Consider the following 25,005-nt stretch of genomic DNA (forward strand, 5'->3'; position numbering starts at 1 on the left):
CCCTCGATTTGTTATGTGATTGAAAAATTCAGCTGGCGCCGTGACCGTTCCCGGCATCGAGCTTGAACGACACGGGCAAGGTGACCGTCACCGTGCCCAGTCGCAATACGCTGGCGGGCGGCGCCGGCAGCGGCTGCGCGCGCTCAAGCACTTGCAAGGCTTCGCGGTCAAGCAGCACCGTGCCCGACGAGGTGACCAGTTCGCTGGCCAACAGCTTGCCGTCGCGGTCCACCTGGAAGCGCACCCAGGCGGCGCCAGCCTTGTTGCGCTGGCGCGCGTCGCCCGGATAGCGCTTGAAGTGCGCCAGATGGCCGAGCACCCGGCTTTGCCAGCTGGCCGGCGCCGCGCTGGCGGGCGGCGTATCGCTGTCGAACGGCGCCGCCTGCGGACCGCGCACGGGGCTTGGCGCCGGTGTGGCGCTGCTGCTGGCCTGCGCGGGCACGGCAGCTTCCTTCGCGGCATCCTTGCCGGGATCGGGCGACGGACTGGTTTCTGCCTTCGCCTCTTTTTCCGCCGCGACGATGTCCGGCGCGGCGGCACGCGCCAGCACCGGCAAGGCTTCCTGCCGGACTGCACTCTTGGGCGGCCGGGCGGCGCTGGACGCGGCCGACTGGCGCGCGCCCACGGCATGCGCCACCCGCGTTTCCGGCGACATCGCTTGCGCGGCAAAGACCAGCATCACGCTGGCCGCCGGGTTGGCGGGCGCCACGGTGACGGGTTGCCAGCTGGTCCACAGCAGCAGCGCCAACGCGGCGGCCGCCACCAGCGACGTGGCGATGCCCCAGTTCAATACAGGGCGCGGATTCACCCGCCCTCCCGGCCCACCAGGCCCACTTTCAGATAGCCGGCCTGGCGCAGGGCGTCCATGACGCCCAGCACGTCTTCATATGTCGCTTGCTTGTCGGCCTGGAAAAACAGCGTGCGCTGGCGGTCGCCGCCCGTCTGCGCGTCGAGCAGGCTGCCCAGCTGCTCGCGCGCCACGGGCAATTCGCCCAGGTACAGGCTGTGGTCGGCTTTCAGGGAAACGAACAGCGGTTTTTCGGGACGCGGTTCGGGCTTGGCCGTGGCGGCCGGCAAGTCGATTTTCAGGTCGACGGTGGCCAGCGGCGAGACCACCATGAAAATGATCAACAGCACCAGCATCACGTCGATGAAGGGCGTGACATTGATCTCGCTCAACTCCGGCATGTCGGCCGTGTCGTCGTCCGACGAAGGAAACAGGGACGCCATGGCTCAGGCCTGCTGACGCATGTCGAGGTCGCGGCTCAGCATCAGCAGCACTTGCGCGGAAGCGGCGCGCAGCTGCGCCTTGTACTGGTTGATGCCGCGGCTGAGCACGTTGTAGATGACGACGGCGGGTATCGCCGCCACCAAGCCCAGGGCGGTGGCCAGCAAGGCTTCCGCAATGCCGGGCGCGACTGTCGCCAGATTCGTGCTCTGGCTGACGGCGATGCCGATAAAACTGTTCATGATGCCCCACACGGTGCCGAACAGGCCGACGAACGGCGCCACGGCGCCGATGCTGGCCAGCAGGCCGATGCCTTGCGTCATGCTGCGTACATTGTGCGCGATCCACTGCTCCTGACGAAAGCCAGCCCGCTCCTTCAGGGCCGCCGCCGGTGCATTGGCGTGCGACAACTTCAGTTCCTGCTGCACGTCGCCGAGCAGCTGCTGCGCCAGCATGGACGCCCCGCTCTTTGCTGCCGCGTCCGGCAAGGAGATCGCCGTCTTCAGCACAGCGACGGCTTGCGCAGCCGCGCGCCTGGCTTGCAGCAAACTGGCGCCTTTCACCAGCAAGACCACCCAGGTAGCCAGCGCGGCGCCCAGCAAGCCGATGAGCACGCTTTTGACGACCTGGTCGGCGGCGAAAAACATGCCCAGCGGCGACATGTCATGCGGCAAGGTGGACGCTTGCGCGGTGGCGTGACAGAAGGAAAGAACGGCACCGCAGCTGGCGGCTTTAAGACAAGAGATACGCATGAGAACTTTGACAGGTAACAGGCATGGCTGCGCCAACGGCGCGCACGCGCATGCAAAAAAATCGGACGGACTACCTGGCTGCTGCGGGGGAGCTTGCTGGGGGAGAATGCCAGGCAGAACGCCCGGCGGACATACAAGGAATTACTTGGCGCTGGCGACGGCAGGCACAACAACCGGCGTGAACCAGACGAAATCGGCCTGCGGCGCCAGCACCGTGGCGCCCTGCTGCGCCAGCACCAGCACCAGCGGCGCCGCACCACCCGTCAAGTCCTGCACGTGCAGCGGCACGCCCAGGTCCTTGTGCGCATGGTAGGCGCCGGCGATCAGCACGGCCGGCGCGGGCGCGGCCAGCAGGCGCTCGGCCATGCGGCGGTCGCGCTGCTGCTGCACCGACAGCATGGCGGCCAGGCGCGACTCGTCGATCTGGTTGTCGTGCATGACGCGGATGATGTCCTTCAATTTGTCATGCACCTTGGCATCGTTGGCCAGGTTCGAGTGCTTGCCCTGCACGGCCGGCTTGTCGATAAACAGTTGCTTGATTTCGCTGCGGTCCAGGTTGGCCGACCAGACGGGATACGGCGCGCGCATCACGGTCATGACCAGGTCGCCATACTGCTCCCACTTCCAGTTACGCTGCCACGCCAGCAGCTCGGCCACGTGCTCTGGGCGCACGACGGGATCCGTCTGCAGCCACGGCTTGACCTTGTCCACCTTGGCTTGCTGGTCCGGATTCAGCATTTCCAGCAGCACGCTGCCTTGCGGACGCTGGCCCTGCAGTTGCTGCAACAGCCATTGCTCGATCTGGTGATGGCTGAGCTGGTCATGCTGCTCGCCGACGATGACCCGCGGCGCGGCGGCCAGCTGGGCCAGCAATTGTTCGGCGCTCAGGCGCTGGCCGCTGCGCAGGTCGACGATCTCGCCCAACTGGCGCACATCTTGCGCAGTAGCGGGCGCGGCGGCGGTCGCGCCGGATCCGTTGACGGGTGCGACGCTGCTGCAAGCGCTCAGGGCCAGTACGCAGGCGGGCAGGACGGCGGCGAAGGACAGGGGGAATCTCATGGGCATGGCCTTTCGGGTGGAAGCACGCATTGCAAAATAACTACTGGCGGGCATTTTAATGGAAATGATTCTCATTTACAACCAATGCACGGCACGCCATGAAAATTTTTTACAACTGGCAAAAATCAACGCTGGCGCCCGGCGCCCCCGATCTGTGCATGAGGACGTGCCTTCAGCAAAGGAACGGAAGCGGCCAATTCGGACCGATCCAGGAAAAAAGCACGGTTATCAGCAAGTTTCCCGATCATAAAATCAATAAAAGTCCTCACCCGCAGTGACTGTTCCGCTCGATGCCCGTAATAGATATAGATGGCGCCGCACTCGCTGACATGCTGCATGAGCAAAGGCACAAGCCGGCCGCTGCGGATATGTGGCATGGCCTCGAAACTACCTAGTTGTCCAATACCAAGACCCGATAACACAGCCTGTGTCTCCATCGCGGTGTCATTCACGCAAATGACTGCCGGGATGTCCCGATGCACAATCTCGTCGCCGATCTGAAACTGCCATTGCGCAACCTTGCCTGTATTTGCCCACCGATAGCCGGTGCAGCTGTGCTGGCTCAGTTCGTCTATCGTTTGAGGTGCGCCGTGGCGTTGGATGTAGTCTGGCGATGCGCAAACGATCAACTGGATGGGCATGAGCCGCCGCGCAATCGCCCCTGCCGAAGGCGGCGGCCCTCCCCGGAAACCCACATCGGCGCGTCCGCTCACCAGGTCGGTGAACTGGTCATCGAGCTGGATGTCGAGCTGCACTTTGGGATTATGCTGCTGAAATAATTCAAAAAATTGCCAAAGCACCGAAAGCCCCAGCGACCGGGGAGCGTTGATGCGCAATATCCCGTTGACCTCTTCCTTGGACCGGCGCGCTTCGTCGAGGGACGACGACAGTATGGCAAGTGCCGGTTTCACGCTATCGAACAAGCGCTGGCCCTCTTCCGTCAAACTCAGCTTGCGCGTGGTCCGATGGAACAGGCGCACGCCAAGTGATTTTTCCAGCTGGATCACCGACTGGCTGGCCGCCTGTGGCGAAATGCCCTGGTCAATGGCCGCGCGCCGCAGACTGCCCAGCGTTGCCGTGCGGACGAAGATGGTAATGGCGCGGATATCATTCATGGAGCGATGATGATTAGCAAGTTTTAGTTGATTATCATTCTAGCATTTGACCACTAGTTCATGCTAATTTTTGCTTTTATCATTCGCCCTTTAAACACCTCGGGAGCAGAATGATGAATAACGTTCAACAGCATGAATTCAAGCGCGTCTGGTTGATCACCGGTGCATCAAGAGGCATCGGCGCATTGATTGCAGAGGCGGCACTGGCGGACGGCAATGCGGTGGTCGCAACCGGGCGTAACGTCGCCGCGATCGTCGAGCGGCTTGGCAGCTGCGCCGCGTTGTTGCCGCTTGCGCTCGACGTGACGAATGAGGAACAAACCAGGCAGGGTGTGCGCGTTGCGCTGGAACATTTTGGGCGTATTGACGTGCTCGTCAATAATGCGGGCTTCGGTCTGCTGGCTGCCGTGGAAGAGTCTGGCGATGCGGATGTGCGACGGATGTTTGACACGAATGTCTTCGGCTTGCTGAACGTGACGCGCGCCGTGCTGCCGGCAATGCGCGCGCAGCGTTCCGGTCACGTGATCAATATTTCATCGATAGGCGGCTATCAGGCTGCGGCAGGATTCGGGGTGTATTCATCGACAAAATTTGCCGTCGAAGGCATCACCGAGGCCATGCATACCGAGCTCAAGCCGCTGGGCATTCACGCCACTGTCGTCGAGCCAGGCTATTTCCGCACCGATTTCTTGGATGCATCGTCGCTGCTCGTAGCGCCCGATGAAATTGGCGATTACGCGGCGACTTCAGGCGCCGTGCGCAAACAGGCGTTGGCGCTGAACCACAATCAGCCCGGTGATCCCCAAAAATTGGCGGCCGCCATGCTCCGCCTTGCAGACGCGCCCCATCCACCACTGCGTCTTCCCATGGGCACAGACACGCTGGCTGCGATTGCCGAAAAAAACGCCTTTGTGGCACAGGAAATGGATATGTGGCGCGACCTCTCCGCATCTACGGATTTTCCCGCCTGACAGAGCTTGACCGGGGTGGGCCATGCCTGAATTTTCCCATATGGACAATTCGCGGGCTACTCCGTACCTGATTCTTGAAACCACCTTGATATATCGCGTACGCAGGCGAGGAATAAAGCATGAGCACATCTGATTCTGTTGTCAAAGTTTTCCACCATCACCTACGGCGGATGTCCGGACGCGATCCGCACGAACCACACCGCGTCGCATCGTCCCTGGAATTGTTATTCGACCTGACTTTCGTCACATGCTTTGCGTTTGCCGCCGCCCAGTTCGCACACGCGCTCGCGGCAGGCCATTACGCCAGCGCGCTCATCGGGTTTGGCTTCGCCAGCCTCTGCATCTGCTGGGCCTGGTTCAATTTCACGTGGTTTGCATCCGCCTACGACACTGACGACTGGATTTTCCGCATCACCACAATGGTACAGATGACGGGCGTGCTGGTGCTGGCGGTAGGCTTGCCGCGCCTGTTCTCTTCCCTCGAACACGGCCAGCAGCTGGATAATTCGGTGATGGTACTCGGCTACGTGATCATGCGCGTGGCGCTGATATTTCAATGGTTGCGGGCAGCGAGGCAAGACCTCGCGCGGCGCCGCGCGTGCCTCACCTATGCCGCCGCCATTGCGATTGCCCAGATAGGCTGGATAGCGATTATTCTTTTCCCTTTCTCGATGGACGTGACCATGACCCTGGCTGCCCTCTGGTTTCTCATCGAGTTTGCCGGCCCCGTGCTGGCGGAGCGCAAGGATGGCGGTACGCCCTGGCACGCGGAGCACATTGCCGAACGCTACAGCCTGTTCGCCATCCTTGCCTTGGGTGAAGGACTGGTCGGTACGGTCGCGACCTTGTCTGCCGAAATGGAGCACCAGGGCTGGACGCTGGAAACGGCACTCGCTTGCATTGCAGGCGTCGGGCTGACCTTTGGCATGTGGTGGGTGTACTCCATTCTACCGTCGGCGCATGTGCTGCACGTGCATCGCTCACGCGCTTTCATCTGGAGCTATGGGCAGATATTGATCATTGCATCTATTGTGGCAACGGGCGCGGGTCTTGACGTCGCGGCGAACCTGATTGAAAACAAGGCCCATATCGGCACACTCCCGGCCCTGCTCGCCACCGCGATTCCCGTGACCATTTTTCTCGCCTTGATTTATGCGCTCCACTATTTTCTTGTGCGCCGCTACGATCAACTGCATCTATGGCTTCTGCTCGCAACAGCTGCCGTCATCGCGACGGCGATCATGGCGGCGATCTTTGGCGCGAATATCGTTGAATGCCTCGGCATTCTGCTCTTTGCACCGGTCATCACGGTCGTCGGCTATGAGGTACTGGGACATCGTCACCAGGGTGACATGCTCACGTCCCACTAGTGGCAGGGTCGCCGGCAGGCAAGCCCGATCAGCGCGGCTGATGCGAGAGTCCACCGATAAAATCCCCGGGCGCGGGGTAGAATAAAAAAAACGGAGGACTCGCGTGAATCAAACTGACCAGTTGGCGGTACTGAAAAAACCGCTGCCCGCATCCCTTGCTGCCGTACTTTCCCTGATCTTTGCCGACCGCTTTTCCATGACGCAAGCCATGCGTGCACACCATGGCCGCGACGAGTCGAGCTATCCGCCCATGCTGCCGGACGCCGTCATCTTCGCCCATTCCACCGAGGAAGTGGCGGCCGCCGTCAAGCTGTGCAGCGCACACGACGTGCCCGTCATCGCCTATGGCAGCGGCACCTCGCTTGAAGGCCACGTGCTGGCCTTGCATGGCGGCGTGACGATTGATCTGTCGCAAATGCACCAGATGGTGGCAGTGCATAGTGAAGACTTGACGGCCACCGTGCAGGCTGGCGTGACGCGCAAGCAACTGAACGAAGAAATCCGCGACACGGGCCTGTTTTTCCCCATCGACCCCGGCGCCAATGCCTCGCTGGGCGGCATGGCCGCCACGCGTGCCTCGGGCACGAACGCCGTGCGCTACGGCACCATGCGCGAAAACGTGCTGGCCCTGACGGTGGTGACGGCCGATGGGCGCATCATCAAGACGGGGACCAGGGCGAAAAAATCGTCGGCCGGCTACGACCTGACGCGCTTGTTCGTCGGCAGCGAAGGGACGTTGGGCATCATCACGGAAGTGACGGTCAAACTGTATCCGCTGCCGGAAGCGATCTCGGCCGCCGTGTGCTCGTTCCCCGGCACGGGCGAAGCCGTCAGCGCCGTGATCCAGACCATCCAGATGGGTATTCCTGTGGCGCGGGTCGAGTTTCTCGATGAAAATGGCGTGAAAGCCATCAATGCCTACGACAAGATGGCGCTGCCGGAGAAACCCTTGTTGCTGTTTGAATTTCACGGCACGCCGGCCAGCGTGGCCGAGCAAGCGCAGCTGGTGCAAGCCATCACGGCGGAACACGGCGCCAGCGATTTCGAATGGGCCAGCCACCCCGAAGACCGCTCGCGCCTGTGGGCCGCGCGCCACAACGCGTATTTCGCGCTACTGCAGATGCGCCCCGACAGCCGCGCCATTTCCACCGACTGCTGCGTGCCGATTTCGCGCCTGGCAGAATGCATCCTCGCCACCAAGGCCGATTGCGAAGCGCAGGGCCTCGTCTACGCCATCATCGGCCACGTCGGCGACGGTAATTTCCACGTGCAGATGCTGGTCGATCCCGATGACCCGGCCGACATCGCGCGCGCGGAAAAGGTCAACAGCGACATGGTCACGCGCGCCATCGGCATGGACGGCACCTGCACGGGCGAACACGGCGTGGGCATGCACAAGATGGCCTTCCTCGTGGAAGAACATGGCGAGGGCGCCATCGACACCATGCGCGCCCTGAAACATGCGCTCGATCCGAAGAACATCATGAATCCGGGCAAGATCGTACGCTGGTAATCAGGCCGTCAATTCCATGCGCATCGGCACGAAAGCAATCCCGCCCTCCTCCACCTTCGGCCCCGTGGCGACAAAGCCCAGGCTTTCATACAGGGGCAAGGCATACATCGAGGAGTTGACGGTAAAGGCCGTCACATCGCCTTTGGCCAGCGACGCATCGCGGGCGGCCTGCCACAAACGGCGCGCCATGCCGCGCCGGTGCAGGGCGCGCGGCACGAACATGTGGAACAGATGCGTGTTGTCGCGCATCGCCACCACGCCGGCCAGTGCGCCGTCGATATACGCGAGCTGATACGCGTAGCGCGACTGCGACAGATAACCTTCGATGGCCGGCTGGCGGCAATGTTCGATGAACTTTTCCGCCCCCGCGCCGTCCGGGTGCAGGGTCAAAAAGGGCATCAGGTCGTCGATCAGGGCGACGATGGCGGGCGCGTCGGCGACGAGGGCGGGACGCAGTATCGGTTCTGGCAAAGTAGTCATATAACAATCATGCCACCACCTGGATAATGTTGACAAGCATCAACAGAAATCCCGGCTGCTGGTGCGCAAGCGTCCCAGCAAATGCGACATGTCGACCAGGCGCTTGGCCACCAGGTTGCGCACGATACCCTCGCGCTGCCACACGCCGTACACGCCCAGCAGCGGCGCGCTCAGCACTTCGCGCCGCTGGCTTTCCACCAGGTCGGGCCAGACGATGACGTTGACGGTGCCCGTCTCGTCTTCCAGTGTCATGAAGATCACGCCCTTGGCCGTGCCCGGACGCTGGCGCACGGTGACGATGCCGCAGGCGCGTGCCAGCTGGCCATCCGTGTAGCTGGCCAGCGCGGACGCGGGCAGGAAACGCTGCTCCAGCAATTGCCTGCGCAGCAGCGCCAGCGGGTGGCGACCCAAAGTCAGGCCTTGCGCGCGGTAATCGCTGACGATGCTCTCGCCTTCCGTCGGTGCGGCCAACACGGGCAAGTCTTCCTCTTGCGTGGTGACGCGCAGCAAATCCCTGTCGGGCACGGCGCCGGCCGCCTGCCATAAGGCCTCGCGCCGGTGGCCGGCCAGCGCGTGCAGGGCGTTGCCGGCTGCCAAGACCTGCAAGTCATGGCGGTCCAGGCCGCCACGCCGGGCCAGGTCGGCCACGTCGACAAAGGCGGTAATGGCGCGCGCATCCTCGATGCGCAGAGCCGCCTCGGCGCGCATGCCGAACAGGCTGTTCAAGCCCAGGCGCACGGCGGGCGCGGCGCCCTGCCCGTCTTCCAATGCCGCTTCCCAGCCGCTGACGGCCACGTCGACGGGCAGCACGTGCACGCCATGCCGGCGACCATCCTGCACCAGTTGCGAGGGACTGTAAAAGCCCATCGGCTGGCTGTTGAGCAAGGCGCACAGAAAGGCGGCAGGTTCGTGGCATTTCAGCCAGGAACTGGCGTACGTCAGCAGGGCGAAACTGGCCGCGTGCGACTCGGGAAAACCGTATTCGCCAAAGCCCTCGATCTGGCTGAAGATGGCCTCGGCAAACTTTTTCTCATAGCCATTGTCCACCATGGCATCGACGATGCGGTCATGGTAATTGTTCATGCCGCCCTTGCGTTTCCAGGCCGCCATGGCGCGCCGCAACTGGTCCGCCTCGCCGGGCGTGAAATCGGCGGCGATGATGGCCACCTGCATCACTTGCTCCTGAAAAATCGGAATACCCAGGGTGCGTCCCAGCGCCTTTTCCAGACCCTTCGGATAGTCGACCGGTTCTTTCTGCTGGCGCCGCTGCAGATACGGATGCACCATGCCGCCCTGGATGGGGCCGGGACGCACCAGCGCCACCTCGATGACGAGGTCGTAGAATTCACGGGGGCGCAACCGGGGCAGCATGCTCATCTGGGCGCGCGACTCGATCTGGAACACGCCGATGGTGTCGGCCTGGCACATCATGTCGTAGGTGGCGGGGTCTTCGGCGGGAATATCCTGCAGGCGGAATTCCTCGCCGCGCCGCGCCCCCACCAGCTCCAGGGCGCGGCGCAGGGCCGACAGCATGCCCAGCGCCAGCACGTCGACCTTCATCAGGCCCAGCTCCTCGAGGTCATTCTTGTCCCACTCGATGACGCTGCGCTCGGCCATGCTGGCGTTTTCAATCGGCACCAGACGAGAAAGCTTACCCTGCGCAATCACAAAGCCGCCCGGATGCTGCGACAGGTGGCGGGGAAAGCCCAGCAGTTGCTGCGCCAGGCCGGCCCACTGCTGCGATAGTTCCGCCTCCGGGTCGAGCCCGCATTCGGCCAGGCGCTCCAGCAGATCGCGCTTGCCATCGAACCAGCGATGCGCCTTGGCCACTTTTTCCACGATGGCCAGGTCGATCCCCAGCGCACGGCCGCTGTCGCGCAAGGCGCTTTTCGGCCGGTAGCTGATCACCACGGCCGCCAGCGCGGCCCGCTCGCGCCCATATTTTCCGTAGATATATTGAATCACCTCCTCGCGCCGCTGGTGCTCGAAATCGACGTCGATGTCGGGTGGCTCGTTGCGTTCGCGCGACATGAAGCGCCCGACCAGCGAGTTGCCGCGTGCCGGGTCCACTTCCGTGATGTGCAGGCAATAGCAGACGGCCGAATTGGCGGCCGAGCCCCTGCCCTGGCACAGGATATTTTGCGAGCGGGCAAAGCGCACGATGTCGTACACGGTCAAAAAGTAGGCTTCATACGACAGCTCGGCGATCAGTTCCAGTTCCTGCTCGATCTGCTCCTGAACGTTGGCCGGAATACCCAGCGGAAAGCGGCTGCGCGCGCCCGCATACGTTTCTTCGCGCAGATAGGTCGCCGGCGTGTGGCCGTGCGGCACCAGCTCGACTGGATAGTCATAGCGCAGGCTGTCGAGGGAAAATGTGCACTTCTTGGCGATGCGCACGGTTTCCGCCAGCGCCTGCGGCGGATACACATTGGCCAGGCGCAGGCGCGCGCGCAGATGCTGCTCCGCATTTTGCGCCAGCGCATAGCCGCACTCGCCCACGGGTTTACCCACGCGTATCGCGCACAGGGTGTCGAGCAGGGGCTTGCGCGAACGCACGTGCATGCACACGTGACCGACGGCCACCACGGCCAAGCCCTGCGCCTGCGCCGCCTCCTGCACGGCGCCGCGGTGCGCGTCATCCTGCGCCCGCTGCAGCAGGTTCAGGCCGATCCAGCTGCGCTCGCCGCCAAAGGTAGCCGCCATCCACGCCCCCTGTGCGCGCACGGTTTCCGGCTGGGCCGGATAGCTGGGCAGCAAGATCATCAGGCAGCCGGGCAGCCCCTGCAAATGGGCAAACTCGGCCGAGGGCGCGGCGAAATCATCAGGCGTCAGCAAATAGCGCCCCTTGGCCGCCCGCGTGCGCGCCATGGTGATCAGTTCCGACAAATTGCCATAACCGTCGTTGTCCCGCACCAGCGCCAGCAGGGACAGGGCCGGACTGCCGTCGGCCTGCGTCAAATGAAAATGCGCGCCGATGATCAGCGGAAAACCGGCCCGCTTGGCCGTCGCATGCGCGCGCACGACACCCGCCAGCGAGCACTCGTCGGTAATGGCCAGCCCCTTGTAGCCAAGCTGGACGGCGCGCGCCACCAGCTCTTCCGCATGCGAGGCCCCATGCAGGAAGCTGAAATTGCTCAGGCAGTACAACTCAGCATACTCGGGTAAGACGGCGCCCCACATGATCTACCTCAATACTGTATATAAACACAGTATATTATACTCATCTGGAATACGGCTTCTCGGTTATGCTGGTGTTTTACCTTGCGCATCGCCCGCCATGATCGTCCATCTCTTGAAATGTTTCGGCGCCGCACCCGGTGGCGGCAATGCGGCGCTGGTCGTGGAAAACGACGACAGCAGCGAAACGGCGCGCCAGCAATTCGCCCGCGAGCGCCAGGTCAGCGCCTGCGTCTTCATCGACCGGCAGGCGGACGGCGCGGAGGGATGCCTCGTGCTCGACTATTTTTATCCGCACACGCGCAGCCCCCTGTGCCTGCACGCCACCCTGGCGGCCGCGCATGTGCTGCTGACGGCGCCTGGCGCGCCAGCAACCCTGACGGTCACCACGGCCATGCGCGGGCAAGCCTTGCAGCTGGTGTACAACGCAGCCGGTCTGTTCATCGGCCTGGCGCCGCAGCCGGCACCGTCCGTCATGCTGGAAAAATATGTGCCGTCCGAACTGATGGGCCAGCACATGCACTTGCTGTCGCCGCCCGTCATCGCCTCCGTCGGCAGCCCGAAACTGCTGCTGGAAGTGGCCGACCGCACCACCCTGCGCGCGCTGCGGCCGAACCTGGAACTGATCGCCGACTGGAGCGCTTTACATCAAATCAATGGCTGCTATGCGTATTGCCGCACGGGCGAGCACGAGTACGAGGGCCGCAACTTCAACCACCTCGACCCGGCGCTGGAAGACAGCGCCACGGGCGTGGCGGCGGGCGCGCTGTCAGCACATTTGCAACAGTCGCTGCGCCTGCATCAGGGCCACGTGACGCAGCAACCTTGTCTGATCCAGGTGCAATACAGCACGCAAGCAATCTGGGTGGGCGGCATGGTGCAACGCAGCACCTGAACGGGGCATGCTGCACCAGTACAAGGCAAGCCAGGCAGCGGCGAAAAGATAATCAACCAGGAAACAACAGTTACTACAAATTTGTAATAACAAAACAAAGTATCGCTGGTGAATGATGAAATGATGGCACTAGAATCAAGTCACGAATCTTGCTCATCAGCCACTTGGAGATACTGCGTGCCGACCCTCACCACCTTGCGTAAAGCAGTCCTCATCAGCCTGTACGGCAGCGCCGCCATGGCCGCCTTCAGTCCCGCCGCCATGGCGCAGAGCAACGACCCTGCGGCCACGGACGGCCCCGTGCAAACGGTCAGCGTGGTCGGCTCGCGCCGCGTCGCCAGTTCCGCCACCGATACCATGGTGCCGGTCGATATCATTCCGATTTCCAAGGTCGCCGAGCAAGGCGGCCAGTTCGACCTGGCGCAATCGCTGCAATACATTTCTCCCTCGTTTAATTCCACGCGCCAGTCGGGCGCCGACGGGGCCGACCTGATCGATTCGGCCGCCCTGCGCGGCCTCGGTTCCGACCAGACCCTCGTGCTGGTGAACGGCAAACGGCGCCATACGACGGCCCTCGTCAACCTGTTCGGCGCGCGCAACCGCGGCAATACGGGCACGGACATGAATGCGATTCCCTTGCTGGCGATCAAGAACGTGCAAGTGCTGCGCGACGGCGCCGCCGCGCAGTACGGCTCGGACGCCATCGCTGGCGTGATCGACATCGAACTGAAAAAAAGCCTGGGCTGTGAAGCCGTGGCCGGCTACAGCCAGTATTCGGAAGGCGACGGCAAGAATTATATGACCTCGGCCTACTGCGGCATTGCGCTGGGCGACAAGGGCACGATCGCCATCACGGGCGAATACCTGGACCGGGGCCGCTCGAACCGGGCCGACGCGGACAGCATGCGCATCATCGGCGACACCAAATCCGAAAACAAAACCCTGTACGTGAATGGCGACTACGCCACCAGCGGCACGGGCAAGCTGTACTTCACGGCCGGCGCGCAGACGCGCGATGCCTCGAGCGCCGCGTTTGGCCGCGACGGCATCGGCAGCGTTGACGTCCCTGCCCGCAATTCGGCCGCCATGTACCCCGATGGTTTCGTGCCTTTCATTAACGGCAAGATCGACGACCAGTACGCCACCATCGGCCACCGCAGCCAGATCGGCGAATGGCATGCGGACTTTTCGCAAACCTATGGCTACAACAAGATGCGCTACGACGTCAGCCATACCCTGAACGCCTCGATCGCCAATCTCGACCTGATGAACGGCGGCAAGGGCGTCAGCGCCAGCAGCTTTGATGCGGGTGGCTTTTCGTTCCAGCAACTGACCAGCAACGCCGACTTCAGCCGCTACTACGACACGGTGATGCGCGGCATGAACGTGGCCTTCGGCGCCGAATACCGCAGCGAGGAATACAAGATCATGGCCGGCGAACCGGGCTCCTACAGCGACGTCGACGGCGTGGGCGTGGGCGGCAATGGCCGCAGCCAGGGCTTTCCCGGTTTCCAGCCCAGCGATGTGACGAAAGCCAAACGCCACAGCATCGCCGCGTATGGCGACGTGGAACTGGACTGGACGGAGCGCCTGAAAACCCAGGCGGCTTTGCGCTATGAAAAATTTAGCGACTTCGGTGCCACCGTGACGGGCAAGCTGGCCGCCAGCTATAAAGTGGCGCCGAACGTGCTGCTGCGCGGCTCGGCCAGCACGGGTTTCCGCGCGCCATCGTTGCAGCAAGTGTATTTCTCGTCCACCTTTACCGACTTCGTCGGCGGCGTGGCCACCGACGTGGTGCTGGCGCCGAATGGCGGCGCCGTCGCCAACGCGGCCGGCATTCCCAAGTTGAAAGAGGAAAAATCCACCAGCTTTACGTTCGGCGCCACCTGGACGCCGACGCAAGCCATTTCCGTGACGGCCGACTTGTACAACATCAAGATCAAGGACCGCATCGTGCTGTCGGGCCGTTTCAATGCCGGCAATTACCCGGACCTGGGGGCACGCCTGGCCCAGCTGGGCGTGACGGAGGCGCAATTTTTCGTCAATTCCGTCGACACGCGCACGCGCGGGCTGGACCTGACGGCTTCGCACAAGGGAGAATTGGCCAGCAACCGCCTGAACACCTTCCTGGCCTTGAACTTGAGCAAAACGGAAGTGACGAAAGTCAAGACGCCCGCCTCGCTGACGGGCTTCGAGGATGTCCTGCTGTCCGAGCGCGAACGCCTGTTCATCGAACAGGGCGGCCCGCGCGCGAAAGCCACCCTGGGCTTCGACTACATCACGGGCAAGCTGGAGTCCGACTTGCGCGTCATCTACTTTGGCCCGCAAACCCTGGGCACCTTCAGCGGCACGGCCAATGGCGTGCCGAACGCCCGCTACGCGGCCAAGACCTCGGCCGACCTGAGCTTTACTTACAGCATCAGCAAGAACACCAAGCTGACCTTTGGCGGCAACAACATCTTCAACGTCAAGCCCACCACGCAAAACGCGGGCGAGACGGATAACGGTTTCAAATACGACAGCGTGCAGTTCGGCCTGAACGGCGCCTCGTATTTTGGCCGGCTGTGGGTGAAGTTCTGATCACCGTATCCGCATAAAAAAACAGCGGCTGCGCCAGCATGGGCAGCCGCTGTTTTTCATGCTGGCGTCCATACACTCACGTCCAGTCTGGATTGTCGCTTGATTTGAAATGATGAAACAGCGACTCGTAAGGCCAGCCGTCCTCGGCCACGACACTGCAATCGGTGGCGCGTACGCAGTCATGCAGCAATTTGACTGGATCAGCAATAACAGGAACAGGTAATGTATCCAATATCCGTTTCCTGGCAGCAGAAAATTCGGCATATTCGTCTACGTAGTCCTGCTCGCTGAACCGAGCGGCCTGTCGCATCTCTTTCAAGTTGCCACCCTCTGAAAATTTGAGCAGGTCGCGCCAGTAAGGCAGCGCCAGCATCATGGCAATCAACTCCGTGAGATTGGTGGCGATACAGCCCGCCTGCCCCTCGGATGTAACATACAGGACAGGGCGTCGTTCGACCTCGCCATCACCGTACGCCAGAAAAACGCCACCGCTGCTTTCACCGGCCAGTACCATGAAAGGATGTTCTGGCTGCAGCGTGATCCAGGAGCTGTCCCGAGCGGCGCGGCCAAGGTCAAAATCGCAATGCGATGCGAGCTCGTCCATCACAGTTTGCGATTCTTGTATATCAGCAAGAATAATCATAATAGAGAAACAACCTTCAGTGCGATAGGTGAAAAGCCATGGACTATCCGCTTGCTTCGTAGGGGAACGTGCCCCCTTGGCCCGCCCCAGCGGCTCCCGGCCAGCACAGCCGCAGTGAACAATGTTTGCCCTGCGGCAGAAAGCACGGATAATAGCGCCTAACTCATAAGCACTGTATTGGATTACCTCATGGAAATTAAAGTCAACTTTCTCGACAAGCTGCGTCTCGAAGCCAAGTTCGACGATTTTACGGTCATCGCCGACCAGCCCATCCGCTACAAGGGCGATGGCTCGGCGCCCGGCCCGTTCGATTACTTTTTGGCATCATCGGCACTGTGCGCGGCCTACTTCGTGAAGTTGTATTGCGATACGCGCAATATTTCCACCGAAAACATCCGCCTGTCGCAAAACAATATCGTCGATCCGGAAAACCGTTACCAGCAGATTTTCAAGATCCAGGTCGAGTTGCCGGCCGATATTTCGGCCAAGGACCGCCAGGGCATCCTGCGCTCGATCGACCGTTGCACGGTGAAAAAAGTGGTGCAAACGGGCCCCGAGTTCGTCATTGAAGAGGTGGAGAACCTGGACGCCGACGCCCAGGCCTTGCTGGCCCTGAATCCGGCCCCTGGCGCGAATACTTATATCGTCGGCAAGGATTTGCCGCTGGAACAGACCATCGCCAATATGTCGGGCCTGCTGGCGGGCCTGGGCATCAAGATTGAAATCGCCTCGTGGCGCAACATCATTCCGAACGTGTGGTCGCTGCATATCCGCGACGCGCATTCGCCCATGTGTTTCACCAACGGCAAGGGCGCGACCAAGGAAAGCGCGCTGGCGTCGGCCCTGGGCGAGTATATCGAGCGCCTCAGCAACAACCATTTCTACGCCGGATCGTTCTGGGGCGAGGACATCGCCAACGCGCCATTCGTCCACTACCCGAACGAGCGCTGGTTCAAGCCGGGCCGCAAGGATGCGTTGCCGAAAGAGATACTCGATGAGTATTGCCTCGACATCTACAATCCCGATGGCGAACTGCGCGGCTCGCACCTGATCGATACCAACTCCGGCAATACGGAGCGCGGCATCTGCTCGCTGCCGTATGTGCGCCACTCCGATGGCGAGGTCGTGTACTTCCCCTCGAACCTGATCGAAAACCTGTACGTCAGCAATGGCATGAGCGCCGGCAATACCCTGGTCGAAGCGCAGGTGCAATGTCTGTCGGAAATTTTCGAGCGGGCCGTCAAGCGCGAAATCCTCGAAGGCGAAATCGCCCTGCCCGACGTGCCGCAGGACGTGCTGGCGAAATACCCGGGCATTCTGGCCGGCATCCAAGGACTGGAAGAACAGGGTTTCCCCGTGCTGGTCAAGGATGCGTCGCTGGGCGGCGTGTATCCGGTGATGTGCGTCACCCTGATGAACCCGCGCACGGGCGGCGTGTTCGCCTCGTTCGGCGCGCACCCGAGCCTGGAAGTGGCGCTCGAGCGCAGCCTGACGGAATTGCTGCAGGGCCGCAGCTTTGAGGGCCTCAACGACTTGCCGCAGCCGACCTTTGCCAGCGAAGCCGTCACCGAGCCAAACAACTTCGTCGAACACTTCATCGATTCGAGCGGCATCGTCTCGTGGCGCTTCTTCAGCGCCAAGGCCGATTACGATTTTGTCGAGTGGGATTTTTCCGGCCACGGCGAGAACTCCAATGCCGAGGAAGCGGCAACCCTGTTCGGCATCCTCGCCGGCATGGGCAAAGAAGTCTACACGGCCGAGTATGACCAGCTGGGCGCCACGGCCTGCCGCATCCTCGTGCCCGGCTATTCGGAGGTGTATCCGGTCGAAGATCTGATCTGGGACAACACCAACAAGGCGCTGCTGTTCCGCGCAGACATCCTGAACCTGCATAAACTGGACGATGCCAGTCTGGAAGACTTGCTCGACCGCCTGGAAAACAGCGAGCTCGACGAGTACGGCGACATCGCCACCCTGATCGGCATCGAGTTTGACGAAAATACGGTCTGGGGCCAGCTGACGACGCTGGAACTGAAGCTGCTGATCCATCTGGTTCTGCAGCAGTTCGAGGAAGCGAAAGAGCTGGTGGAAACCTTCCTGCAGTACAACGACAACACGCTCGAACGCAAACTGTTCTATCAAGCCTTGAACGTGGTGCTGGAAGTGGAACTCGATGACGAGCTCGAGCTGGACGATTACGTCGTCAATTTCCGCCGCATGTTTGGCAACGAACGGATGGACGCGGTGCTGGGCTCGGTGGACGGCAGCGTGCGCTTCTTCGGCCTGACCCCGACCAGCATGCAACTGGAAGGCCTCGACAGGCACCAGCGCCTGATCGACAGCTTCAAGAAGTTGCATGCGGCGCGCGCCAAGGCGGCGGCCACAACCCGTTAAAGTCACGCGCACGGGCCGGCGCGGCAGCTCGGCAGGAACAGTTGCGTCAGCTCCAGCAGAAACGGCAGGAGTAAAACCGTGCGCATCGCTCAATTGGCCCGGACTACGGCTTTGAGCGGGCTCGCCCCGGCCGAAATCGACTCCTGCCTGCGAATTGGCAAACCCGAGGCTGAATAAATCCCTTGCTGCGAACTTTCTCCAGATTGCGATGACAAACCCATATCGCAATGAGAAACGGAGCATACCCATGGATAAGCAACTGAGCGACATCGCCACCGCCCCGCTGACGGCATCGGCCTTGCCGCCGCCAGCTCGTTTGACAGCCGAGTTAGGGGCCCAGCTGCAAGAAACAATACTGGAAATCGCGGCCCGAACCGAACTGGCACGTTACCGCTGGCTCGACCGCGGCGTCGCGCCAGCAGGCTACATCAAGGGCATGGCCATGGCATTTGCCAAGGCATACCTGAACTGGAGCAAGGGCGATACCATTGCCGTGACCATGGCCGCAGCCGCACATGGCAACGACGACAACGATGCGCTGGACTGGTATGACGAGCAATTCGCGGCCCTGGGCATGCAGAATGACAAGGATGGCGCCGATACCCTGCGGCATCTGTATGTCCTCCTGACGGGCCTGGGCATGCGCGAAAGTTCTGGCCGCTATTGCGAAGGCCGCGACAGGAGTGCCCGCAATATGGCGGCAGACACGGCGGAGGCGGGGCTGTTCCAATCCAGCTATAACCTGATAGGACACTCGGCCCTGATGCGCCAGCTATTCGCCTCGTATGCGAACTCCACGGAACTGCTATCGGTCTTCCGGGAAGGCGTGCATTGCAAGCCTGACGAGCTGGAAAATCATGGTACGGAAAAGGCTGGCCTGGCATTCCAGCAACTCTCCAAGTCCTGTCCCGCCTTCGCCGTCGAACTGGCGGCGCTCGGGCTTCGGCTCAGGCGCCGCCTATGGGGCCCCATCAACCGCAGAACCGTGGAACTGCGCGCCGAATGCGACTCGATGCTGTTGCAGGTACAGCATGCGGTGAAGCAGTCCATGCAATAGAGGCGGGCAGCGGCCAACATGGGCGCATCCGATCAGCCGCCCGCCAGCGCCGCGATCTCTTTCTGCATGTTGTCTATCGCCCGCGCGTTGTACTGGTCGGCAAAATACGCATCCCCAAACAGCTGGCCCGCCTGCGCCTTGGCGCTCAGGTGCTGCAGAGCCAGGCCCCGCTGCTCGTTGAAGCGCACGGGGTCCACGTGCGCGTATTCGCGGACGATGGCTTGCGTATAGGCTTGATACACTTCTTCATCTTGCCCCAGGATGGCCAGGTCGGCGCTGAGCATGGCGTCCTTCAGCGCGTGGCTGATGCCGGGTCCCTGGAAGTGGTCGGTGGCGCGTATCAGTTGCGCCACATCAAGGTTGTCGCCCGCATCGAGGCCGCTGGCCAGCCACAGCTGGGCACTCGCCTCTTCGCTCGAATACAGGGCATCGTCGTCGTGGCTGTAGACGGCGTCGTGGAACCAGAACGCTTTCTTGACCAGCGCGCTGTCGCGCTTGGGCGCAAAGGTATTGTCGGCCCACACGCGGATCTCGGACAGGCCGTGCACCAGGTGGTCGAGGTTGTGATAGTGGCGATCCGCGCCGCCATACGCCTGCGGGCCCGTCAGGTGCGCGAACCAGTGGTCCGCCAGCGCGATGTCCGCTGGCGAGGCGGTGGCATAGTTCCACAGCGCTTCCCACTCCTTGCGCAGGCAGTCGAGTATCCACGCCTGGTAGGCGGGACCAGGGACGAATTTCTTCATGGTCCAGTTCCAGCCCACGGGGCCTTCCAACGCCTTGACGAAGCTGGAGCTGACGGAACCGAGGTCGCGCGGCGGCATGACGAAAATCGTCTTGGCGCCCTGCAGTACGTCCACATTCGTTTGCTGAATCAGGTTTTCATAGTCAAAATCGGCCGTCGTGCGGATGCCGCGGATCAGGTAGTCGCAGCCATGCTTTTTCGCCGCGCGCGCCGTGTAGTCGCCCTTGACGATGACCACCTGCACATTGTCCCAGCCGCATTCGCGCGCGCTCTGCTCGATGATGCGCTTGCGGTCTTCGGCGGGGAATTGCGGCTTCTTGGCGGGGTTTTGCGACAGGAACACGATCACCTCGTCGGCGAGCGAACGCGCTTCGCCGATCACCCACATGTGGCCGTTGGTGATGGGGTCGAGGGTGCCTGAAAAGCCGATCTTCTGCATGCTGCGCTCCGTTTGCTTGATTGCTTATTGCGCAGACAATATATGCCAGCGGCGCGCGCGTCAATGCAACATGCCAAAGATCATGATCAAAATATTATTTTTTCACGGCTTGCGGGAATTCCACGCGCACGCACAGGCCGCCCAGGCGCTCGGATTTATCCAGCACCAGGCGCGCGCCATGGCGCTCGGCGATGGCCTTGATGATGGCCAGCCCCAGGCCGCTGCCGTTGGCGTCCGTGCCGGGCACGCGGTAGAAGCGGCTGAAGACGCGCTCGCGCTCTTCGGGCGGGATGCCGGGGCCGTTATCTTCCACCGACAAGGTCACGCCGACGGGGCTGGCGCGCAGGTCGATATCGACCGTGCCGCCCTGCGGCGTGTACTTGATGGCGTTGTCGACCAGGTTGCGCAGCATGATGTTGAGCGCATCGGCCTGGCCCGCCACCTTGGCCGCATCCATGTGGTGCAGGCCAAGGTCGATCTTGCGCGCCTGCGCGATGCCGGCCATGTCGCCCAGCGCCCGCTTGACGACATCGTTCAAGTCCACCGCCTGCAGCTGGTCGCCGCTGGCGGCACTGGCTTCCTGGCGTGCCAGCACCAGCAGCTGCTCGACCAGGCGCGTGGCCCGCTCGATGCCGGCGCTCACGCGGCTGATCGCCAGGCTGCGCTTTTCTTCCGATTCGGCCCGTTCCAGGCTCAATACCTGCAATTTGAGGGCAGCCAGCGGCGTGCGCAATTCATGCGCGGCGTCGGCGACAAAGTGCTGCTGCGCGTCGAACGCCGTTTTCACGCGCCCGAACAACAGGTTCAGTTCATGCACCAGCGGACGCACTTCGTCGGGCAAGCCCGCTTCCGAGACGGGAGATAAATCGTCCGCCTGGCGCGCCGCCACCTGCTTGCGCACGCGCGAGACGGGCGCCAGCGAACCGCTGACGACCCACCAGACGACGAGCATCAATATCGGCGCCATCAGGGCAATCGGCCCCACCGTGCGCAGCGCCAGGCTACCGGCCATGCGCTTGCGCACGGCCATGTCCTGGGCGATCTGCACGGTCTGGGAACTGGTTTGCACGGAGAAGATGCGGTAAGTCGTGCCGTTCGCCTTTACATTCGAAAAGCCCAGCACGGCGCGCTGCGGCAGTTCCGCGCGCGTGATCGAACGGAACACCTGCACGCCGTCCGGCGTCCACACCTGCACCACCATGTCGTTGTTGACGGGGTCGGCAGGCAAGGCTTGCGCATGGTTGGCCAGCGGCGCGCCGGAACGCAGCGACAGGGCCATCTGCTGCATGTGATAATCAAAAATCTGGTCGGCGTCGTACAGGGCGCTGCGGTAGGCGATCGACGCCTGCGCCAGCGCCGCCATGATGATGGCCGCCAGCAAAAACCACAGCAGGCGGCCGCGCAGCGAATGCGTCACCGTGACCTTCATCCTCATGCCTTGGGCACCATGTAGCCGAGGCCGCGCACGTTCTGGATCAAGTCGCTGCCCAGCTTCTTGCGCAAGCCGTGGATATACACTTCCACGGCGTTGCTGTTGACTTCATCCTTCCAGCTGTACAGTTTTTCCTCCAGCTGCGCCCGCGACAGCACGATGCCGGGACGGGCGATCAGCGCTTCCAGCACGGCCCATTCGCGCGCCGACAGGTTGACGGGATGGCCCTCGGCGATCACTTCGCGCGTCAGCGGATTGATGGACACGCCCTGGTGTTCAAAGATCGGCTCCGGCCGCCCCGAGGCGCGCCGCAACAGGGCGCGTATGCGCGCCAGCAATTCGTCGAGGTCATACGGTTTGAGCACATAATCGTCGGCGCCCGCGTCGAGGCCCGCGATGCGCTGCTCGACGGCGTCGCGCGCCGTGGCCACGAGGACCGGCGTATCTAGCTTGCGCAAACGCATCGAGCGCAGCACGTCGAGGCCATCCTTGCGCGGCAAGCCCAGGTCCAGCAATACCAGGTCATAGGTCTGCGTCTGCAGGGCCGTATCGGCCATGTCGCCATCCTTGACCCAGTCCACCGCGTAATGCTCGGCGCGCAGCAAATCGAGCACCACTTCGCCGATCATCGTATCGTCTTCTACCAGCAATAAGCGCATGGCTGCTCCTTGTTCAATTTTTCACCCCAAAGGCGAAAAACCGGGGTCGAACCCTGAGGGTTCGACCCCAGTATTTGCCCTTGGGTTTGCTTCTTCATTAACCTAAACGTACGGGAATAAAAATCTTGTCCGGTCCCCGCTGTATCAGCAAGGCGACCGACTTGGCGGATTTTTCCACCACGTCGCGCACCTGCTCGACGGTATTGACGGGACGGCCGTTCACCGACAATAACACGTCGCCCGGCTGCACTCCGGCATTCGCCGCAGCACCGCCCGCGTCTTCCACCAGCAGGCCGGCGCTGATGCCGGCCTCGCGTTTTTCATCCGATTGTAACGGACGCAGGGCCAGGCCCAGCTTTACCTTGCCGGCGGCGCTGTCGCTCTTCGCCACTTCGGCCACCTTGTCGGCCGCATTGCCCAGGGTTGCCGTCAGGCTGACGATCTTGCCGTCACGCCAGACATCCATGCTGATCTTGTCGCCGGGCAAGGACGTGCCCACCAGCGCCGGCAAGTCGGCCGAGCCGATGATGCGCTGGCCATTCACCTTGCGCACCACGTCGCCCGATTTCAGGCCCGCCTTGTCGGCCGGGCTGCCCCGCTCCACGTTGGCGACCAGCGCGCCTTCCGGCGTGGCCAGCTTGAACGAGTCGGCAAAGCCCTGGTTGACTTCCTGCACCGTCACGCCCAGCTTGGCATGGCTGGCCTTGCCCGTGGCGACGATCTGGTCCTTGATGCGGCCCGCCAAGTCGATCGGAATAGCGAAGGACAAGCCCTGGAAGCCGCCCGTCTGGCTGTATATCTGCGAATTGATGCCCACCACTTCGCCGCGCGTGTTGAACAGCGGGCCGCCCGAGTTGCCGGGGTTGACCGCCACATCCGTCTGGATGAAGGGCACATTGCTGTCGTCCGGCAGGGAACGGCCCTTGGCGCTGACCACGCCGGCCGTCACCGTGCTGTCGAAGCCGTATGGCGAACCGATGGCCAGCACCCACTCGCCCACTTTCAGGTCGCTGGAATGGCCGAGCGGCACGATGGGCAGGTTGTTGGCGTCGATTTTCAATACTGCGATGTCCGTCTTCGGATCCGTACCCAGCACCTTGGCGCGGAATTCGCGGCGGTCGTTGAGCTTGACGGTCACTTCGCGCGCATCGCGCACCACGTGGGCGTTCGTCATGATGATGCCGTCGGGGCTGACGATGAAGCCGGAGCCGAGGCCGTGCGTGGGCACGTCGCGGCCGCCGCGCTGCCCGCCTTGCGGACCCTGGAAGCGGCGGAAGAATTCGAAGAAGGGATCGTTGCCGAAATCGTCATTGCCAGCCTGGGCCGAGGGGTCGTAGGCCACCTTGGTGCTGCCCGTGACGCTGATATTGACGACGGCCGGGCTGTTGCGCGAAGCGATCTGACTAAAGTCGGGCAAGGCCACCAGTGGCGCGCTGGCTGCAGGTGCCACTGCGGCAGCCACGGGGGCGCCTGGGGCAGCGGCAGCGGCGGCGGCATTCGCGCCAGCATTGTTCTGATGCACCACCATGGCGCCACCGGCGCCCAGCACACCGATCGCGGCCAGCGCGGCTACGGTGCGTTTGATTTTCAGGGATGCGGTATTCTTTTGCTGTTCCATGAATTGCTCCTCATTCAATGAGATTTTGATGTATGCAATAGTGGGCCACGAGTCTTAGGCGGTGCTTAACATTTTTCCATTTGGAAACAGGCATTTGCGCCTTTAAGCAGGGTTTAATCTTGCCTGCCGCACGCATGTCGCATGGCGATCAAGGAGGACCCGAACGGGCTCCGGACGTGACACTGGCCGGATCAACCGGCCAGTATTTTACTGCATGGAAAGAGACTGCCTGGGCACCGGAGGGGCGCCGGGGTCGGCTCAGATCAGCTCAGATCAGGCTGCCTGGCGCTGTTCCAGCACGCTGACGGTATCGCCGCCGCTGCCGATTTCGATCTTGCGCGGTTTCAGCGCTTCCGGCACTTCACGCACCAGGTCGATGGTCAGCATGCCGTTTTCAAACGTGGCGCCCGTGACTTTCACGTGGTTGGCCAGCTGGAAACGCTGTTCGAAATCGCGGGCAGCGATGCCGCGGTGCAAGAACGTGCGCTCGACGCCATCTTTCTGCTTGCGGCCCGTGACGTGCAGGGAGTCGCGTTCGGTGATGATGTCGATCTCTTCGCGCGAGAAGCCGGCCAAGGCCATCACGATGCGGTATTTATCTTCCGACACCAGTTCGATGTTGTATGGCGGATAGCTCGGTTGCGCATCGGCGCGCTGTTCGTTGAGCAGCTGTGCCAGGCGGTCAAAGCCAATGGCGGAACGATACAGGGGAGCAAGGTCAAAAGTACGCATGATAAATATCCTTTTCAAATGAAGCGATAAGAGGGGCGGACCTCACCATGAGCATCCGCTTGCTACCAATCTAAGGACGATCAAGCGGCCTTCAAGGCCTTGAAATTGGCGAAAAGCGCCCCAGACCTCGCGAAATTTGTAAGAAATTT

General features: G+C 62.2%; 20 protein-coding genes. 7 read left to right on the forward strand and 13 right to left on the reverse strand.

Going from position 1 to position 25,005, the window contains the following annotated elements; all coding sequences use genetic code 11:
* Positions 1-28: 28 nt before the first annotated feature.
* From P9875_RS23230 to P9875_RS23250, 5 genes are all read right to left on the reverse strand, one after another.
* Positions 29-808: an energy transducer TonB gene (locus P9875_RS23230; protein WP_278316722.1), complete on the reverse strand. Its 780-nt coding sequence runs from the start codon at positions 806-808 to the stop codon at positions 29-31.
* Positions 805-1,230 (reverse strand): TonB system transport protein ExbD, encoded by a 426-nt coding sequence (exbD, locus tag P9875_RS23235; protein ID WP_278316723.1) that lies wholly within the window; start codon positions 1,228-1,230, stop codon positions 805-807. Before exbD ends, P9875_RS23230 begins: the two co-directional genes overlap by 4 nt.
* Before the next feature lie 3 nt (positions 1,231-1,233).
* Positions 1,234-1,902: a tonB-system energizer ExbB gene (gene exbB / locus P9875_RS23240; protein ID WP_278316724.1), complete on the reverse strand. Its 669-nt coding sequence runs from the start codon at positions 1,900-1,902 to the stop codon at positions 1,234-1,236.
* A 219-nt stretch (positions 1,903-2,121) separates the two neighbouring features.
* A complete protein-coding gene (locus P9875_RS23245; RefSeq protein WP_278316725.1) occupies positions 2,122-3,039 on the reverse strand; it encodes a ChaN family lipoprotein in 918 nt (305 codons plus the stop codon).
* A gap of 125 nt (positions 3,040-3,164) precedes the next feature.
* Positions 3,165-4,154 carry a LysR family transcriptional regulator gene (locus P9875_RS23250; protein WP_051958973.1) on the reverse strand — a complete coding sequence of 330 codons (990 nt, stop codon included), beginning with the start codon at positions 4,152-4,154 and terminating at the stop codon, positions 3,165-3,167.
* A gap of 113 nt (positions 4,155-4,267) precedes the next feature.
* On the opposite strand from P9875_RS23250, the gene P9875_RS23255 reads away from it, so the two are divergent.
* The 3 genes from P9875_RS23255 (at position 4,268) to P9875_RS23265 (ending at position 8,008) form a co-directional block, all read left to right on the forward strand.
* Positions 4,268-5,125, forward strand: coding sequence for an oxidoreductase (locus P9875_RS23255; RefSeq protein WP_278318865.1), 858 nt, complete (start codon positions 4,268-4,270; stop codon positions 5,123-5,125).
* 119 nt (positions 5,126-5,244) lie between these two features.
* Positions 5,245-6,495, forward strand: a complete 1,251-nt coding sequence (locus P9875_RS23260; protein ID WP_200880277.1) for a low temperature requirement protein A — start codon at positions 5,245-5,247, stop codon at positions 6,493-6,495.
* A 103-nt stretch (positions 6,496-6,598) separates the two neighbouring features.
* On the forward strand, positions 6,599-8,008 hold the full coding sequence (locus P9875_RS23265; RefSeq protein WP_035821201.1) for an FAD-linked oxidase C-terminal domain-containing protein: 1,410 nt from the start codon (positions 6,599-6,601) through the stop codon (positions 8,006-8,008).
* On the opposite strand, the gene P9875_RS23270 is transcribed toward P9875_RS23265, so the two are convergent.
* Complete coding sequence (locus tag P9875_RS23270) at positions 8,009-8,488, reverse strand: GNAT family N-acetyltransferase (protein WP_278316726.1); 480 nt, start codon at positions 8,486-8,488, stop codon at positions 8,009-8,011.
* Positions 8,489-8,527: 39 nt separating this feature from the next.
* The gene (locus P9875_RS23275; RefSeq protein WP_278316727.1) at positions 8,528-11,668 is read right to left on the reverse strand and encodes an error-prone DNA polymerase; all 3,141 of its coding nucleotides are present in this window, start codon (positions 11,666-11,668) and stop codon (positions 8,528-8,530) included.
* Between the two features lie 97 nt (positions 11,669-11,765).
* Here P9875_RS23275 and P9875_RS23280 point away from each other — a divergent pair, with 97 nt between their 5' ends.
* Entirely contained in the window at positions 11,766-12,560 is a 795-nt protein-coding gene (locus P9875_RS23280; protein WP_278316728.1) for a PhzF family phenazine biosynthesis protein, read from the forward strand.
* 237 nt (positions 12,561-12,797) lie between these two features.
* Complete coding sequence (locus P9875_RS23285) at positions 12,798-15,140, forward strand: TonB-dependent receptor plug domain-containing protein (protein ID WP_423221861.1); 2,343 nt, start codon at positions 12,798-12,800, stop codon at positions 15,138-15,140.
* 76 nt (positions 15,141-15,216) lie between these two features.
* Here the strand turns inward: P9875_RS23285 and P9875_RS23290 are convergent, their stop codons facing one another.
* Positions 15,217-15,744: a hypothetical protein gene (locus tag P9875_RS23290; RefSeq protein WP_219307430.1), complete on the reverse strand. Its 528-nt coding sequence runs from the start codon at positions 15,742-15,744 to the stop codon at positions 15,217-15,219.
* 228 nt (positions 15,745-15,972) lie between these two features.
* Here P9875_RS23290 and P9875_RS23295 point away from each other — a divergent pair, with 228 nt between their 5' ends.
* Together P9875_RS23295 and P9875_RS23300 are read left to right on the forward strand one after the other, a co-directional pair.
* Positions 15,973-18,177, forward strand: coding sequence for an OsmC domain/YcaO domain-containing protein (locus tag P9875_RS23295; RefSeq protein WP_278316730.1), 2,205 nt, complete (start codon positions 15,973-15,975; stop codon positions 18,175-18,177).
* Positions 18,178-18,424: 247 nt separating this feature from the next.
* Positions 18,425-19,234 carry a hypothetical protein gene (locus tag P9875_RS23300; RefSeq protein WP_051958974.1) on the forward strand — a complete coding sequence of 270 codons (810 nt, stop codon included), beginning with the start codon at positions 18,425-18,427 and terminating at the stop codon, positions 19,232-19,234.
* 32 nt (positions 19,235-19,266) lie between these two features.
* Here the strand turns inward: P9875_RS23300 and coaD are convergent, their stop codons facing one another.
* From coaD to P9875_RS23325, 5 genes are all read right to left on the reverse strand, one after another.
* Positions 19,267-20,415 carry a pantetheine-phosphate adenylyltransferase gene (coaD, locus tag P9875_RS23305; protein WP_278316731.1) on the reverse strand — a complete coding sequence of 383 codons (1,149 nt, stop codon included), beginning with the start codon at positions 20,413-20,415 and terminating at the stop codon, positions 19,267-19,269.
* 94 nt (positions 20,416-20,509) lie between these two features.
* The gene (locus P9875_RS23310; protein WP_176390130.1) at positions 20,510-21,844 is read right to left on the reverse strand and encodes an ATP-binding protein; all 1,335 of its coding nucleotides are present in this window, start codon (positions 21,842-21,844) and stop codon (positions 20,510-20,512) included.
* Positions 21,845-21,846: 2 nt separating this feature from the next.
* Positions 21,847-22,506, reverse strand: coding sequence for a response regulator (locus P9875_RS23315; protein ID WP_010400558.1), 660 nt, complete (start codon positions 22,504-22,506; stop codon positions 21,847-21,849).
* A 97-nt stretch (positions 22,507-22,603) separates the two neighbouring features.
* Complete coding sequence (locus P9875_RS23320; RefSeq protein WP_278316732.1) at positions 22,604-24,124, reverse strand: Do family serine endopeptidase; 1,521 nt, start codon at positions 24,122-24,124, stop codon at positions 22,604-22,606.
* Positions 24,125-24,397: 273 nt separating this feature from the next.
* Positions 24,398-24,856, reverse strand: a complete 459-nt coding sequence (locus P9875_RS23325) for an Hsp20 family protein (RefSeq protein ID WP_035821223.1) — start codon at positions 24,854-24,856, stop codon at positions 24,398-24,400.
* Between the last annotated feature and the right edge of the window lie 149 nt (positions 24,857-25,005).

Source organism: Janthinobacterium rivuli, assembly GCF_029690045.1.
Classification (GTDB): domain Bacteria; phylum Pseudomonadota; class Gammaproteobacteria; order Burkholderiales; family Burkholderiaceae_D; genus Janthinobacterium; species Janthinobacterium rivuli.